Annotated in this window: 13 protein-coding genes; 8 read left to right on the forward strand and 5 right to left on the reverse strand. The window is 68.2% G+C overall.

Annotated elements, in window-relative coordinates; all coding sequences use genetic code 11:
• The first annotated feature begins 5 nt into the window (after window positions 1-5).
• The 7 genes from ROZ37_RS19170 (at window position 6) to ROZ37_RS19200 (ending at window position 4,810) form a co-directional block, all read left to right on the forward strand.
• Window positions 6-599: a YceI family protein gene (locus ROZ37_RS19170; RefSeq protein ID WP_312662017.1), complete on the forward strand. Its 594-nt coding sequence runs from the start codon at window positions 6-8 to the stop codon at window positions 597-599.
• A gap of 62 nt (window positions 600-661) precedes the next feature.
• Complete coding sequence (locus ROZ37_RS19175; RefSeq protein WP_312662019.1) at window positions 662-1,240, forward strand: YceI family protein; 579 nt, start codon at window positions 662-664, stop codon at window positions 1,238-1,240.
• An 89-nt stretch (window positions 1,241-1,329) separates the two neighbouring features.
• Window positions 1,330-1,575, forward strand: coding sequence for a CDGSH iron-sulfur domain-containing protein (locus ROZ37_RS19180; protein WP_312662021.1), 246 nt, complete (start codon window positions 1,330-1,332; stop codon window positions 1,573-1,575).
• Window positions 1,576-1,728: 153 nt separating this feature from the next.
• Complete coding sequence (locus ROZ37_RS19185) at window positions 1,729-2,061, forward strand: c-type cytochrome (RefSeq protein WP_312662022.1); 333 nt, start codon at window positions 1,729-1,731, stop codon at window positions 2,059-2,061.
• Between the two features lie 26 nt (window positions 2,062-2,087).
• Window positions 2,088-2,666, forward strand: a complete 579-nt coding sequence (locus ROZ37_RS19190; RefSeq protein WP_312662023.1) for a NapC/NirT family cytochrome c — start codon at window positions 2,088-2,090, stop codon at window positions 2,664-2,666.
• A 426-nt stretch (window positions 2,667-3,092) separates the two neighbouring features.
• A complete protein-coding gene (locus ROZ37_RS19195; protein ID WP_312662024.1) occupies window positions 3,093-4,352 on the forward strand; it encodes a class I SAM-dependent methyltransferase in 1,260 nt (419 codons plus the stop codon).
• A gap of 254 nt (window positions 4,353-4,606) precedes the next feature.
• Window positions 4,607-4,810 carry a CsbD family protein gene (locus tag ROZ37_RS19200; RefSeq protein ID WP_312662026.1) on the forward strand — a complete coding sequence of 68 codons (204 nt, stop codon included), beginning with the start codon at window positions 4,607-4,609 and terminating at the stop codon, window positions 4,808-4,810.
• A gap of 150 nt (window positions 4,811-4,960) precedes the next feature.
• Here the strand turns inward: ROZ37_RS19200 and ROZ37_RS19205 are convergent, their stop codons facing one another.
• From ROZ37_RS19205 to ROZ37_RS19225, 5 genes are all read right to left on the reverse strand, one after another.
• Window positions 4,961-5,434, reverse strand: coding sequence for a phasin family protein (locus tag ROZ37_RS19205; protein WP_312662027.1), 474 nt, complete (start codon window positions 5,432-5,434; stop codon window positions 4,961-4,963).
• A 173-nt stretch (window positions 5,435-5,607) separates the two neighbouring features.
• On the reverse strand, window positions 5,608-5,745 hold the full coding sequence (locus ROZ37_RS19210) for a DUF3096 domain-containing protein (RefSeq protein ID WP_312662028.1): 138 nt from the start codon (window positions 5,743-5,745) through the stop codon (window positions 5,608-5,610).
• Between the two features lie 37 nt (window positions 5,746-5,782).
• The gene (locus ROZ37_RS19215) at window positions 5,783-7,771 is read right to left on the reverse strand and encodes an AsmA family protein (RefSeq protein ID WP_312662029.1); all 1,989 of its coding nucleotides are present in this window, start codon (window positions 7,769-7,771) and stop codon (window positions 5,783-5,785) included.
• A gap of 155 nt (window positions 7,772-7,926) precedes the next feature.
• Window positions 7,927-13,803 carry a CHAT domain-containing protein gene (locus tag ROZ37_RS19220; protein WP_312662031.1) on the reverse strand — a complete coding sequence of 1,959 codons (5,877 nt, stop codon included), beginning with the start codon at window positions 13,801-13,803 and terminating at the stop codon, window positions 7,927-7,929.
• Window positions 13,804-14,154: 351 nt separating this feature from the next.
• Window positions 14,155-14,379, reverse strand: a complete 225-nt coding sequence (locus ROZ37_RS19225; protein WP_312662032.1) for a hypothetical protein — start codon at window positions 14,377-14,379, stop codon at window positions 14,155-14,157.
• 132 nt (window positions 14,380-14,511) lie between these two features.
• Here ROZ37_RS19225 and ROZ37_RS19230 point away from each other — a divergent pair, with 132 nt between their 5' ends.
• A complete protein-coding gene (locus ROZ37_RS19230) occupies window positions 14,512-14,865 on the forward strand; it encodes an EF-hand domain-containing protein (protein ID WP_312662033.1) in 354 nt (117 codons plus the stop codon).
• Window positions 14,866-14,892: the final 27 nt, after the last annotated feature.

Here is a 14,892-nt window from a genome sequence, read left to right on the forward strand (position 1 = left end):
CTGCCATGAAAATGCACTTTCCCCTGAATGCCGCGCTGTTCGCCCTCGGCCTGTCGCTCGGTGCGACGGCAATCGCCGCGCCGGCCCCCGCAAGCTTCAACCAGGTCGTCGCCGACAAGGGGCGCATCGACTTCGTGTTCAAGCAGATGAACGTGCCCATCGAAGGACATTTCCGGACGTTCAAGACGGATCTCGTCTTCGATCCTGCGGCGCCCGAGAAGTCGAGCGTGCGCCTCGAACTCGACCTCGCGAGCATCGACGCGGGTTCGTCGGAGGCCAACAAGGAAGTCGTCGGCAAGTCGTGGTTCAACGTCAAGCAGAACCCCAAAGCGACCTTCGTCTCGACCGCCGTCAAGCCGCTCGGCGGCAACCGCTACGAGGTCGCCGGCACGCTGACGATCAAGGGCAAGACGCAGACCGTCACCGCCCCGGTGACCGTCACGCAGCAGGGCAATACCGCGACCTTCGACGGCGGCTTCACGCTGAAGCGCCTCGAGTTCGCAATCGGCGACGGCATGTGGGCCGACACCTCGGTCGTCGCGAACGAGGTCGATGTCCGCTTCCATGCGGTCGCCGCCCGCAGTGGTGCCGCGAAGTGAACGAGTTTCCGGCAGTGCAATTTATTAATTCCCAACCCTCAATCCCCAACAAGGAAATCACGATGAACAAGCTTCTCCGTCTCGCTATCGCCTCCGGTTTCGCGGCCGCCGTCGCCGCCCCTGCGCTCGCCGCGCCTGAAACCTTCAATATCGACAACTCGCATACTTTCCCGCGCTTCGAGTACAACCACTTCGGTTACTCGACGCAGCAGAGCCGCTTCAACAAGACGACCGGCACGATCACGCTGGACCGCGCCGCGAAGACGGGTTCGGTCGACGTGACGATCGACGCCAAGTCGGTCGACACCGGTTTCGCGCTCTTCAACGAGCACATCCAGGGCGAGGACTACTTCCACACCGAGAAGTACCCGACGATCACGTTCAAGTCGACCGGCGTGAAGTTCGCCGGTGACAAGCTGGCGTCGGTCGCCGGCAACCTCACGATCAAGGGCGTCACGAAGCCGGTCACGCTCGACGTGACGTCGTTCCACTGCATGCCCCATCCGATGCTGAAGAAGCTCGGCTGCGGCGCGAATGCGACGACGATGATCAAGCGCTCGGAGTTCGGCGCCGGCGCGAACGCGCCCTACGTCAGCGACGAAGTGAAGCTTGTCATCGCCGTGGAAGCCGTGCAGCAGTAAGCACATGTCGAATCCGGAATCCATCGCCGGGTAATACGTCGCCTTCCGGTCAAACGGAAGGCGGCTTTTTGTCGTTCAGGGAGTCGTAAATGTCCAAAGAAACCGCGCAAATCGCGCAGAAATCCCCGTATCCCGTCGACGTCGAGGCGGGCAAGAGCTACTGGTGGTGCTCCTGTGGCAAGAGCGCCAAGCAGCCGTTCTGCGATGGCAGCCACCAGGGAACCGGCTTCGCACCGGTCGAATACAAGGCCGAGGAAAGCAAGACCGCGTACTTCTGCGGCTGTAAGCACGGCAACAACGGCGTGATGTGCGACGGAAGTCACCAGAAGCTGTAAGGAAGTCCGCCCGCTTCGCCGAACCGGAGGAAGCGGGCCGTTTCCCGCGCGTGCGTGGGGCGCAGCGCGGGGTGGTACGGGGGCGGACCGACCGTCTTCCCCCTGGGAATCGCCCTCTCGGACGTTCCCGATCGACGATCCAGGAGATCTGAAATGAAGCGCCTTTGCATGATTGCCGCCGTTCTTGCCGTCGGCGTCACGAGTTTCCCCGCCGCTGCCGGAGTCGATGCTTCGGCGGCCAACGCGCTGGTCCGCAAGAGCAAGTGCCTGACCTGTCACGCGATCGACAAGAAGAAGGACGGTCCCGCGTACAAGGAGGTCGCGGCGAAATACAAGGACAAGGCCGACGCGGAAGAAAAGTTGGTCAAGCACGTCACGGTGCCGAGCAAGGTCAAGGTCGATGGCAAGGAAGAGGACCACGAAACCCTGAAGACGGACGATCCGGTCGCGGTGAAGAACGTCGTCCAGTGGATTCTCTCGCTCTGAACCGCTGACCAATCAGGGGGCTGATCATGTTCAAAAAAATAACATCGTGGCTCGGCCGGCAGTCGCCGTGGGTGCTGCTGGCCGTCGGCGTCGTCGGTGCGCTCGTCATCGGCGGCGGCGCGACCGCCGGCATGGCATGGACGAATACCGAGGCGTTCTGTACGGGATGCCATGAAATGCGGGACAACGTCTATGCCGAGTTCAAGGAATCGCCGCACGACCGCAACGCCTCCGGCGTTCGCGCGAAGTGCCCCGATTGCCACGTGCCCCGTGAAACGGTCGACCTGCTGATCCGCAAGGTTCAGGCATCCGGCGAGTTGTGGGCGAAGCTGACCGGCAAGATCGACACGCGCGAACAGTTCGAAGAGCACCGCTACCAGCTCGCGGTGAACGTCTGGAAGCGCATGAAGACCACCGATTCGCGCGAGTGCCGCCACTGCCACACGCAGGCCGCGATGGTCCCCGACCTGCAGTCGGAACGCGCCCAGACCCGTCACGCGAAGGCCGAGCGTGAAGGCATGACCTGCATCGACTGCCACTTCGGCATCGCGCACCAGGAGCCGGAAGGCCCCGGTCCGCAGGAAATCGACTTCACGAAGCTGTAATCGTCCGCCGCGGCGGTTCCCGGCGCGCCTCCCGAAACGAAAGGGAAGGGCGCGCCGCCGACCGCCGCGGCTTTTTTTTTTTTCGAAACGGCGGCTGCGGTCATCGTTTTCCGCCAGTTCCGCCAGTTCCGCCAGTTCCGCCAGTTCCGCCAGTTCCGCCAGTTCCGCCAGCGCACCCGCACCGCGCGCCCTGTTTCTCCCCGGCCTCCACATCCTCTCGATCCATTCGCCGCCTTCGCGGTCGCCGGCGTCGCTGTGATTTCAACGGCATATGCAGATGCCCGTGATCTGGCGGCCGACGGAGCGTTCTCAACCCGTCGGCCTAAATCCAACCCGCTCTTGCGGCAACTATGCGATGGTTACGCCCTTCCGGGCGTCGGTATCCTGTCGTCCGGCGAATCGGGTTGTTTTGAGGATCGAGAAGCCGTGAGCGAAGAATTGAAGATCGTGTGGCAGGAAGATGGCGAGGAGCGCTCGGCGCGCTGGCGGTCGGAGAGCGGCGCTCGGCCGCCGAAGCGGATCGTCGTCGCCGACGACACGATGCCCGCCGACATCGCTTACCGTCACGCGTGCGAGGGCACCGGCTTGCTGTGGCGCGGGGATTTCAACAACGCGCGGCTGTTGCTGCAGGCGATTGCGCGGCGGATCGAACGCAAGCCGGCGAAGGCGGGGAAGGGCGGCAAGGCCGGAAAGGCGGCGAACGCGGCGCGCAAGGCGGCGCGCGCTGCGGCGGCTCCGTCGGGTGGGCCGGCAACCGTCACTGCGCCGGGGGCCGGATTGGCGTCCGGGAGCGCCACCCCCGGCGGTGCGATGCCGGAGGCGTTTCATCTGCATCGTCAGGCGCAGGCGCAGCGCGCCCGCACACTGGGCATGTTGCTGGTGCCGTTCGATGCCGATTACCGCATTCCGCTGCGGCGCGCCCCCGACGTCCGCGACGCATGCGAGGAGGCTTACGGGCCGCCGGACGGTGCTTTCGTTGCGTCGCTGCGCGAGTTGCAGGGACTTGTCGGTGCGCACGAGTGGCGCAAGAAGGGCGTGATGATTCCGGCGCTCGGCGCGCCTATCCATCCGCATTACGGCGTGTTCTCGCCGGTGCGCGGGGAGTACGTCGATCTCGTCGCACAAGCGCCGCTGCCGGCGGGCGCGAGCGAGCTCGCGTTCGACATCGGCACCGGCACCGCCGTGCTGGCGGCCGTGCTCGCGCAGCGCGGGGTTCGACGCGTCGTCGCCACCGAGCAGGACGAGCGGGCGCTGGCGTGCGCGCGCGAGAACGTCGCCCGGCTCGGGCTCTCGCGGCAGATCGAAGTCGTCGAAGCGGACCTTTTTCCCGCGGGGCGTGCTCCGCTCGTTGTCTGCAACCCGCCGTGGGTGCCGGCGCGGCCCAGTTCGCCGGTCGAACATGCGGTCTATGATCCGGACAGCCGCATGTTGCGCGGCTTTCTCGCCGGTCTTGCGGCGCATCTCGCGCCGCAGGGCGAGGGCTGGCTGATCCTGTCCGATCTCGCGGAGCACCTCCGCTTGCGCTCGCGCGACGATTTCCTCGCGATGATCGAAGCTGCCGGGCTGCACGTCGTGGGGCGGTTGGATGCACGCCCGCGGCATCCGCGCGCGTCGGACGCGGACGACGCGCTATACGCGGCGCGGGCGGCCGAAGTCACGTCGTTGTGGCGGCTCGCGGTTCGTTGATATCGCGCTCGTCTTGCAGCCTCGCTTGCGACGCCCGGACGAGCGCTTCGAGTTCGTCGGGATCGGCCACGTGCGGCCGATAAGAGCGGAAGTCGCATCCATCGACCGCGACTCTATGGCAAAGGCCTCGAATGAAATTCGCTCCCCGGCCCGGGCGGGACTGCGGATTGCATGCCGAATCGGCGGTGCGGGGCCTGCCGGCACTGTTCGGTCAGGCACCCGTCGTTTCGGCACCCAATCGGAAGGAGCGAGCAATGAACTGGGATCGCATCGAAGGCAACTGGAAGCAGTTCAAGGGCAACATGAAGGAGCAGTGGGGAAAGATTACCGACGACGATCTCGACGTGATCGCGGGCAAACGGGATCAGCTCGCCGGGCGGATTCAGGAAACCTACGGCATCTCGAAGGACGAAGCGGAGCGGCAGATCGCTGACTGGGAAGCGCGGCAGAAGCTCTGACGTCTAGACGCGAGCGCTGCGCGGGGGCGCCGGACGATCTGCCCGCGGGAACGGGCCCGGATGCACCCCGAAATAGACGAAGGCCCCTCGGAAGGGGCCTTCGATTCGGCGCCGAGTCGGGCCGGCGGCCGGATTGCCCGACTTGCGCTCTTACGCCGAGCGCTTGCCCTGGGTGGCGGAGGTGAAGGCCCGCTGCCCCGCCTCGACGGCCTCAGTGGCGTTTTCGGTCGCCATGGTCGAGAAGCGGCGGACGCCCGTGTTGAACGCGTCGAACGCGGCGCTCCAGTCGGTCGGCAGGGAGAACATGCTGTTCGGACCGGCGAATTGGGTCAGCATCACCTTCATCACTTCCTGCTGGGTTCCGACGATGATCTCGAATGCATCGCGGCTGTACTCCTGCGCGCAATCGAGCATCGGCTGGAACACGCCTTGAAGCTCCTGGGGCGAGCGTGCGCCGGAAGTCGAGCGCGTCGCTTCGGCGGTCTTCTCTACCGATTCCCGCATCGTGTTGAGGTTGAGTTCCAGCAGGCGCTGTGCGCTCGTCATGTACAGGCTGGAGATCGTGCGGACCGCGTCGACCATGGCCTCGCCGCCGGCGAGGAGGTTGTTCGATTGAAAAGGCATGGTGTCTCCTATTGGCCTTCGTGTTGATCGGACACGAGTTCCCGCGGCTTGTGTCGCTACCCGCGCCGGGATCCTGTGTACGTCGTGCTGCACTGCAGCAGAACCTTCAGTATGGCGGCTGCCGACACAGAAGCAAGCTTTGATTCAATACCGGATGTTTCCGTACCCGGCAGTCACGCGCCGAAAAGGCCGACGACCCCGATAATGATCAGATAGATCGCGACGATGAAGTTCAGTAACCGCGGCATCACAAGAATCAGGATGCCGGCAATCAGCGCGACGACCGGGCCGATGCTCAGATGAAGATCCATTGCGTGACTCCTCGACGACTTGTTGCGGAAAGGGGTTTTACTTGCCTGCGGCTTTCGCCTCCTGGATGAGCTTTCCGCACTGGCTGTCCATCCCCGGGCCGGTTTCGATCAGCGGAATCAGCGCAAGCAAGGGGTTGATGAAACCGAGCGCGACCGCCCCGAGCCCGCGCGCGGCGACGCGCCCGGTGTCGATCGAGGGCTCGGGATTCGCGAATGTGCCGCGGATGTAGATCGGGCTCGGCAGCGCGACGGCGGTCGTGATCTTCGTATCGGGAACGAGCGTCAGGTCGAGCGTTTCCTTGCCGAGGTCGATCGTTCCCGAGCCGTTGATCCGCGTGACGCTGGTGTCGAACACCAGCGCATTGGTCTCCATGACCCCGTCCTTGATGCCGAAGTCGCCGATCACGCAGCGGATCTCGGCGAGTTCGTCGCCGGCGACCTTCAGCCGCAGCATCTCCAACAGGTGCAGCCCGATCGCTTCCATCAGGAAGCGGCTGATCTTGCCGTCGGCGACCATCAGCGCCGCTTTGCCGTCGGCGCTGCCGAGCATCGCCGCCACCGTGTCGCCTTTTCCTTTCAGGTCGAACTCGCCGTTGAGTTCGCCGATGCTCGACTTCGACTTGTCTAGGGTCGGAAAGAGCTCGGCGAGACGGAGCTGGCGGACGCCGAGCTCGAGGCGAGCGTTCAGCGGCTCGCTCTTGCCGTCAAGCCTGATCGTGCCGGCGAGCGTCCCGCCCGCGAAGCCGAACTTGAGCGGGTCGAGCGTCACCACCGAGTCGCGCAGCTGCAGACGGGTGTCGAGGTTTTCGATCGGCAGCGCTTCGGGACGGCGGATCGTCCCGGCTTTCAGCGTCACATCCGCGTCGACCGTGTCCCAGCGGTCGGTGCGGAACGGCGTCTGCGGCAGCACCTTGCGGCGGCCTTTGGCCGGACCCGCTTCATCCTCTTTGGCGCCGCCTTTCGCGCCGACGACCGGCCCCAGGTCGGCGAAATCGAGCGTCTTGAACGTCAGCGCGCCATGCAGGTAGGGCCGCTCGCCGTCGGTGTCGACCTGCAGCGTGCCCGCCACCTCGCTCTTGCCGATCGAACCGGAAAATTCTTCATAGCGCCACGTCTTGCCGTCGCGGACAAGATGGCCCTCGGTCCGGTATTCGGGGGTTTCGGGCAGCGCGATGCCGATCAGCGGGAACAGCCGTTCGAGACTCGCGCCGCGCAGGTCCACGTCGAGATCGATCGCGCTGAACTTCAGCAGGCTCGTGATGGTGCCGTCGGCCTTCACCCGTGTGCGGCCGAAGCTCGCCTCGACGTCGAGCGGATAGGGCGTCGCGTCGTCGCGCAGCGCGAGCACCGGTCCTCCTGTGCCGCGCGCCTGCATCGCCATCCCCTTGTAGCGGCCCTTGGCGTCGAAGCGGATGCCGGCATCGCTCCCGCCCTGCGGCGCGGCGGCCTTGCCCTCGGCCGCGGCGGCGTCGGACTTGCCGCGTTCGACGGGGGGGCGCTCGGCAGCTTCGTCCGTGGTCGACACGTCCGCGTCGATTCGCGTCTCCTGTGCCGGCTCGAAGTAGCGGATGTGCCCGTCGTGCAGCGACAGCGTGCCGATCTCCAAGCGCGCGCCTTCGTCTTTCTGCTCGCGGTCGAGCAGCCAGTTCCGCCGGCCGTCCGGGTGCTGTTCGAGGAAGACCTCCACGGTGTCGAGATCGATCTCCGGCAGCTCGACGTGGCGCCTGAGCAACTGGGGCAGGCTGACGCCGACGGTGATGTTCTCGGCCGTCACCATCTGCTCGCCCTCGGCCCATTCCGGGTTCGCGAAGCTCACGCCCGCGGCACTGAGCCGCGTCACCGGCCAGCCCCAGTCGATGTCCAGATCGCCGTCGATGACGAGCTCGCGCCCGGTCTTCTCGGTCGTCTGTCGCATGATCGGGCCGCGCAGCCAGTTCGGGTCGAACAGCAGCACGAAGAGTGCGATGAGCACGACGAAGCCGAGCAGAACCCAGCCGGCGACGCGCGCGACGCGGCCCGCTGTCATCGCGCGCGGCTCCGTGAATCACGCGCGGCGCCGCAGGGGGCGTCGGGGAAAGCGGCGGAAGCGATCAGGGGCATGGGGGCTGGCTCGAGAAATCCGTCGCCGGGGTGCAGCAAACCGGGTTCCCGGGATGCGCGATCGCGGACCGCTTCCGACCTTCACGCTTTCTTCTTCGGGCGTTTGGCACTCGGTGGTCGCGGCGGAGCCGGGAGTTTGGGGCGGCTCGGCGCCGGCGGAGCAGGGCTGCCGCGGAGACGCGCCGCCAGCTTGTCGAGTCGGGCGGCGAGCGCAGCGTCGCCACGCCGGCCGCGCAGCGCGGCAAAGCGGGCGAGCAGGCCGATCTCCTTCGCGGCCGCGTCGAACCGGTGCGCGCCCTGCAGCATTTGGCCCGCCGCGTCGCGGTAGATCCGTTCTAGGTCGTCGACATCCCTGTCGCGCAGGCCCGCGACCAGGCGCAGCGTGAATTCGGCGTCGGCGGGTTTCATCGCGTCGAGGAAATCATCGCTGCCGGAGAATCGGCGGTGCGCCGCATCGGCGTTGCGCGTCGCGAGTGCGGCCAGATGTTTCCGCGCGTCGTCCGCCTCGTCCGCGAGCAGCAGCCAGTCGAACTGCAGTCTCTTCGTCGTCGCGCCGACGTCGGTCGCCAGCGCATCGGTGCTGTCCGCGCCGCATGCGTAGGCGTCGCGGCCTTCGCGCAGCACGGTTTCGACCTTGGTCCAGGCGCCGCCCGTTGCGGCGAGGATCGCCGCCTTGCGGGTCAATGCGCTGCCGAGCGCCTCGCAGCGTTCCATCGGCCCCGCGACGCCTGTCGCCGCGTCGGGGTGAGAGCACAGGTCGATCAGCCCGCGCAGGCGGACGATCGCGCGGTCGATCAGCGCGAGGTCGCCGCGGGCTTCGCCGGTGCGCACTTCGAGGTCCGCGAGCTGTTCGATGATCCGTATCGGCACGCGCCCGTGATGGTCCTCGACCTCGATCGCGCGGCAGTACGCCGCGCAGGCGGGCTCGAACGCGTCCGCGCCGAGTTCGCCATAGACCGCGCCGAGCGCCGCCTGCACTTCGGGAAGCGCCTGCCAGCCGGCCGGCGCCGAGCCGAGCAGCGCCGCGAGGCGGCCTTCGAGCGTCGCCCGGTCGACGCGGTCGTGGCCGAGATCGACCCGCGCCCCTGCGAGGGTGCTCAGCAACTCGGCCGGCGAGACCATACCGGCCGTGCCCCAGCCCGGCGTTTCCTCGCGCGGGGGCTCCAGCATGTGTTCGGGCTCTCCGTAGGCCTGGTAGGCGCCCCAGGTGTTGTACTGCGGAAACCGCTCCCAGGTCGCGCGCCGCGCGGCGAACACCGCGGCGCCGAACGGCTGGCCGCGCGCGACGAAGGCGTCGAAGAAGGTCGTCGCGAAGGTCTGGGCGGCAGCGTCGTTGACCTGCCAGCCGGCGACGACGACGCAGCGCACGCCGATCTCGATCAGCTCGCGCGCGAGGCTGTACGCGAGCCGGTTCGCGGTTTCGGGGCTCGCGCTCATCGCGCCGAGATGGCAGCAGTTGAGGAACACGAGCTCGGGCACGGCTTCCATCTGTCCGATCTCCGCCGCGGTGAGCAGCAGGCCGTCCGACAGCACGACGCCGGTGCGGGCGCGGCCGTCGTGCGCGACGACCTGGAACACGCCGTGCGCGGCGATCGCGAGGATGCGCCACGCTTGCCGGAACAGGCGCGCGAAGACGTCGAGCGCCTCGAGCCCTTCTCCGTGGCTGACTTCGTACCCGCACTGCAGCAGAAGGTCGCGGATCGCCGCCCCTTCCGTGGCCGCGCCGGGGAGATCGGGGAGGCCGTCGTTCGCGGGCACGGCCAGGGGGACCGAGTCCGGGACCGCCACCGGCGCCGGCACCGGCGCGCCGGAAGCCCCGAACGCGGAGAGGAAGCCGCGCGTCGACGGGTTGGCGATGATGCAGGCGACCTTGCGCGTGAGGATCAGCGGATTGCGGCGGTATCGCGTCGACTCGAACTTGCGCACCATCGCGGTCTTCAGCGCCATCGGCTGGTCCTCGGCCTGCAGCATTTCCCACGGCAGGTTCGCGGTGTAGCCGTCGACGACGAGCACGAGCTTTTCGGTGTCGCGCGCGGCGGCCTTGAAATCGAGCGGAATCATCAGCTGGAACAGCGTGCGGGCCAGGTCCGCGCTGTACTCGTCACGGTGGATCGCGTTCTTCACGAGCGCTTCGATGAGCCCGGGCTGGCGCTGCTGGACGACGCTCTCGGCGCGCGCGCGTTCCGACAGGAAGACGTACTTGAGGCGCGTTGCGACCGGGCGCGACGGCGGCTGCAGCGCGCCGCCCGGCAGCGGCGACGGACGCAGACCGGCGTCGTCGGGGCGGTCGGCGTCTGTGACGATCAGCCGCGGCCAGTAGCCGAAGCGCGCGAAAACCGCGAGGCGCGGGCGCGCGCCTTCGCCTTCGCGCAGCTCCTCGGCGGTGTCGATGCGCGCCTCGAGCCGGCGCAGGTCGGCGGCGATGCGCTCGGGCAGCGCGCGCACCGCGTGTGCGGCGGTGATCGCGGTGTCGAGAAACAGCTCGATCAGTTCGAGCCGCGCGACGCGCAGCCGTGCTCGCGGCATCGCGTCGGCGAACTGCCGGTTCGCCGCGATCACGCCGCGCACGATCATCGCGACCGAGTCTTCGACGTTGATATGTGCGGTCGAGTTGTAGCCGACGAGCAGGCTCGCGAGGGTCAGGTCGCCATCGGACCCGTTCTCGCCGGCGCCCGCGTCCGCCGTGCCCTGGCGGTCGAGCGAATGCAGCAGGAAGCGCAGCACGCCGGCGCGGACGGTCTCGCCGATGTCCATCGTCGTGAGGTCGCCGAAGCGCCCGAGACCGACGATGACCGCGCCGCGGCCGGTGCCGCGCAGCCGGTCTTCGGCGCCGCGCGCCTGCAGCACGATCGCGCTCGACCCGACCTCGCCGGCATACACGCCGAGCCGCTCGCGCTGACGCAGTGCGCCCTGCACGAGATAGCGGTCGATGCTCAGCTCGGCGCCCGCGATCGGGTCGCCGATGTAGTGGCCGCAGATCACCGGCTGGCGCGCGAAGCGCAGGTCCATCGCGGTCACCGAGACGTGCAGCGACTGCACCGCGGCGGCGGGCCGGCGTGGTTGCGGGCGCGTCCCGATGATGCTGCGCGCGAGCTCTTCCTCGGTCGGCAGCACGGGCGGCGGCGCGTCGTAGCGGACCGTCGCCGCGGCGGCACCGCGCAGCGCCGGCACGCGGCCGAGCCGCGCCGTGCTGCCGGTCTCCAGCAGATCGACGAGCGCCGGGAAGTGCTCGCGCGTGTCCGCGAGCCCGCCATGGTCTGCCGGCATGAACCAGCACTGTTCGTCGGGCAGGTTCGCGAGGCGCCCCGATGCCCAGCTCACAGAGCCGTCGCCTTCGGGCGTGCCGACCATCTTCAGGCGGTCACCGTCGAGCACCAGGCCGCAAGGCGTGTTCTCCGCCTTGCCGAACACGTAATGGACGCGCTCGACCGGTTGCGGAGCGTCGTTCGTCGCCAGCAGTCCCTGCCACAGCGCGCGTGCCTGCGCGACGGTGTCGGCGACGGGCGTGGCACCCACGCGGTCGCCGAACCAGCGGTCCCGGTTGAGCTGCGCGAGCGCCGGCCACACGGCGGCGTCGAGATAGCCGTGTTCCCAGCTCGGGCCGCTGTCGATGAAATCCGGCCGCGGCAGCAGCTGCAGCGCGCCGGGAAAACCTCCGACGATGTCGAGGACGTCCTGCAGGTCGTGGACGAGATCGAGGTGCGTGAGCTTGCGCATCGTGTCCGACTTGCCGAGCAGCGCTTCGACCATCATGTGCGAGCCGTTGTTCGGCGTGCCGAGCATCACGAGCCGGCTGCCGGGGCGGCGCACGGCTTCCGCCCAGAGTTGCGGATGCTTCGCGATCATCGCGCGGGCGACGACGCCGCCCAGGCTGTGCGCGAGCAGACGCACCGGCTGGCTGGGGTGCTCCGCGAGCGCCTGCTTCACGAGGTCGGCGAGGCGGTCCGCCGCCGCACCGTCGGCCTGCAGCGGGCGCCGCCAGTCGTACGGGCAGCGGATCACGAAATGGCTGCCCGCGAGATGTTCCGTGAGCTCGCCGTACGCCATGTCGAACAGGTCTTCCTCGTGCACGTCCGGCCGGTCGAAGCGGATCTTCGACAGACCTCCGGTCGCGAGGTCGAAAAAGTCGAACCACACGCGGTCGCCGTCGCCGGGCGGACGGTCGGCGGCGCGGATCTCCAGGTGCGAACCCATGATGCCCGGCAGCACGATCACGACCGGCCGCGTGTCGGGCAGCGGCGGGGCACGCAGCGCCGCACGGGACCGCGCCGCTGCCACGTCGGGTTCGCCGCGGCGCACGAGGGGGGCGAACACGGGCAGAGCCGCGGGATCGTCCGCCGTCAGCCAGTCGCGCAACGCGCCGCGCGTGCTGCGGTTCGCGAAATAGCTGAAATGATTGACCGAGGCTCCCTGGTCGAAGAGGTAGCGCGCGCCGTTGCGCGTGGCGAGGCCGGCGTACATCGACTCGGTATCGACGACGAGGTCGTTGTCGACGCGGTCGAAGAGCATCCAGTCCGTGAAGCACGCGCCGAGCCGCTTCAGCACGCTGCCGCCTTCGACGTCGCCGCTGACGATCGCCATGTCGATGCCCTGCTTGCGCTGCGCGCCGGCGAGCAGCGTCGCCATCGGCGCGTCGGTCAGCATCGCCTCGATGCCCGGCAGCAGGCGCGGTTCGATCCGCTTGTCGGCGATCTCTAGCACGATGCGTTTTAGCGCGGACAGCGCCGCGCCGCCGGCCGGTCCGGCGACCGCGCCGACGAAGCGGCCGGTCAGGCTCAGCAGCGCCGACATGAAGACGTCGAGGTTGTCGGACAGCAGCAGCGTGCCGCGCGACGGAGACGCGACGCGGATGTAGCGCTCGATGCGGAAGTTCTTCGTTTCGAGTTCGCGTCGCAGCGCCCGCAGCGATTCCTGCTCGCGGGCGGCGAAAAGGTCGCGAAGCTGCTTCTGCTGCGTCGTTTCGACAGTGTTCGGCGGCGCGGCGCGGCGGTACGCGGCGATCTCGGCTTCCGACAGGCCGGCCAGACACAGCAGGTCGCCGACGAGGCCGCCGCGCGAATGCGTGACGAGCGACAGGCGGGCTTCGGCCGGCAGCGCGCGGGCGAGCGCGATCGCGTTGTCGATCGGGCTCTCGGAAAAGGTGCGGTGCTCGAAGCCGAACATGCGCCCGCCGAAGCGTCGCGCGAGCGGCTCCCAGTCGCCGGCGGCGCTGCCGCTGCGCAAGTCCTTGAAGCTGCCGAGCGTGTGCGAGCCGGTGCCGTGGATGAAAAGCAGCATCGGGGCGTCCGCGCCGGCCGCGAGGCGGGCGTCCCCCGGCTCGCAGCGGTCCGACGCCGCGAGCGTGCCGCCGTTGCGCCACTGGTAGATCCCCGGCTCGCCCGGCAGCCGGTTCTCGATCGCCCACATCAGCGCCTTCGCACCGAGCCACGACGCCCCACCGGAGGCGAGCTCCCCCGCGCCGTCGCCGAGCCATTCGGCGAGCCATTCCTTCGCCTTGTCGAGGGCGGCGTCGGTGATCGAGTCGCTGCCCAACGACAGCACCGACATTCCGGACCAGATCCAGTCCGTGATGCCGCGCGCGGCGGCCGTCGGATCGCGCAATGCGCCGACGTCGAGCGAGCCGTCGGCGCCGAGGGCTTCGGGGTGGACGCGGGCGAGATCCTCGCGCAGCTTGTCGGCGCGCATGCATACGCTCGTACCGTCGTCGGTTTCGAGCGCGAGGAGCCGGTCGTTGCCGACCGCTGCCGTGGTTTCGTCGCCCCCGGCGCGCCCGGGCGCGACGAGGCTGTAACGGGCTTCGACCTTGAGGACGCGGTCGAGGAACGGGTCTGCCGTGCCGTCGCCGGCCCGGCTCCCCGCCGCGAGTGCCGGCGGCAAGGCGTCGCGCACGCCCGTCACGGGAAGGGGCTTGCCCGGCAGGCGGATCTCGATTTGCCCCGGTTTCGTCATCGTCGGCATCAGGAGCCCGTCGGTCGGTGGTTGCAGCGGGCAGGGAAACCGGACTTCGACGAGCCCGTTCCGAGCGCGCGAAGAACTCCACCCGAACGGTATCCGGTGGCCGGTAAGAAACCATCAGACCCGACCCTGCCGTTCGGGCCGAGCCTGTCGAAACTCTTCCATCTCGCTTCGACCGTTCAGGACGAACGGCCGTATCGGATCGTTGCCTCGAAAAGCGTGGAGTTCGCTACGGCGCCGTTCGGAGCCGCTGTTCCCGTGGCTTTCGACGATCTCGGTGTAGAGGCCCGCTGCGGCTTTGTCAAATCGCATACCGGCGCAAAGGACACGTGCGTCGGACAAGGCGATTCGCGTTCAACCGACTCCCGCCGTCCGCCGGTCCGCAGGGGTGTCAGATCGGTCGAACGGCGCGGGCTGCCGGTCGTTGTTTTCGTACGCGAGCCCGCGGATTTCCGGATGCCGAGACCGTGCGTTGTCGTCCCCGGACGACAGGCGCTTTTGCCGGTGGTATGCGCTCGTCGGGCCGTCGGCGTGGCGCCGGCCGTCGGGCAACGGCGACAGGTTCGCTACCGCCGTCATGTCCTCTGCATTCCCCGCAGGCCTCGAAACCCGCGCCATGCAAGGCGATTGGGGCGGCTGGCATCGCAGTTGCGTTACCGAGTCCAGCCGATGTTCGAACGGCTGCTCGACCAAACCCATAGGAGATGGACGATGAAACGCAAACTCACGCTCACAGCACTGGTTATGGCTGCTTCGCTTCCGATGGCGGTACTCGCGCAGGGCGGTTACCAGGACTCGACTCCTCGCACCGACTCGGCCCAACCGAAGGGAACTCAGGGCGGAGCGGCGACGCCGGATGCGGCTGCCACCCCCGGCGCCACGAGCGGTGACACGTCGTCGCTCTTCAAGGAACTAGACCGCGACAAGGACGGACAGATCAGCAAGGAGGAGGCCAAGCGCTCGGCCGACGTGCAGGCGCGCTTCGACGAACTCGATGCGAACCGTGACGGCAAGGTGTCGATGAGCGAGTGGAACAGCAGTCCGAAGAGGAAGGTCATGCCGTAAGCGGCTTCCCCCTCGGGTCGCTTCCGG

The organism is Aromatoleum sp. (assembly GCF_032027225.1).
Classification (GTDB): Bacteria; Pseudomonadota; Gammaproteobacteria; order Burkholderiales; family Rhodocyclaceae; genus Aromatoleum.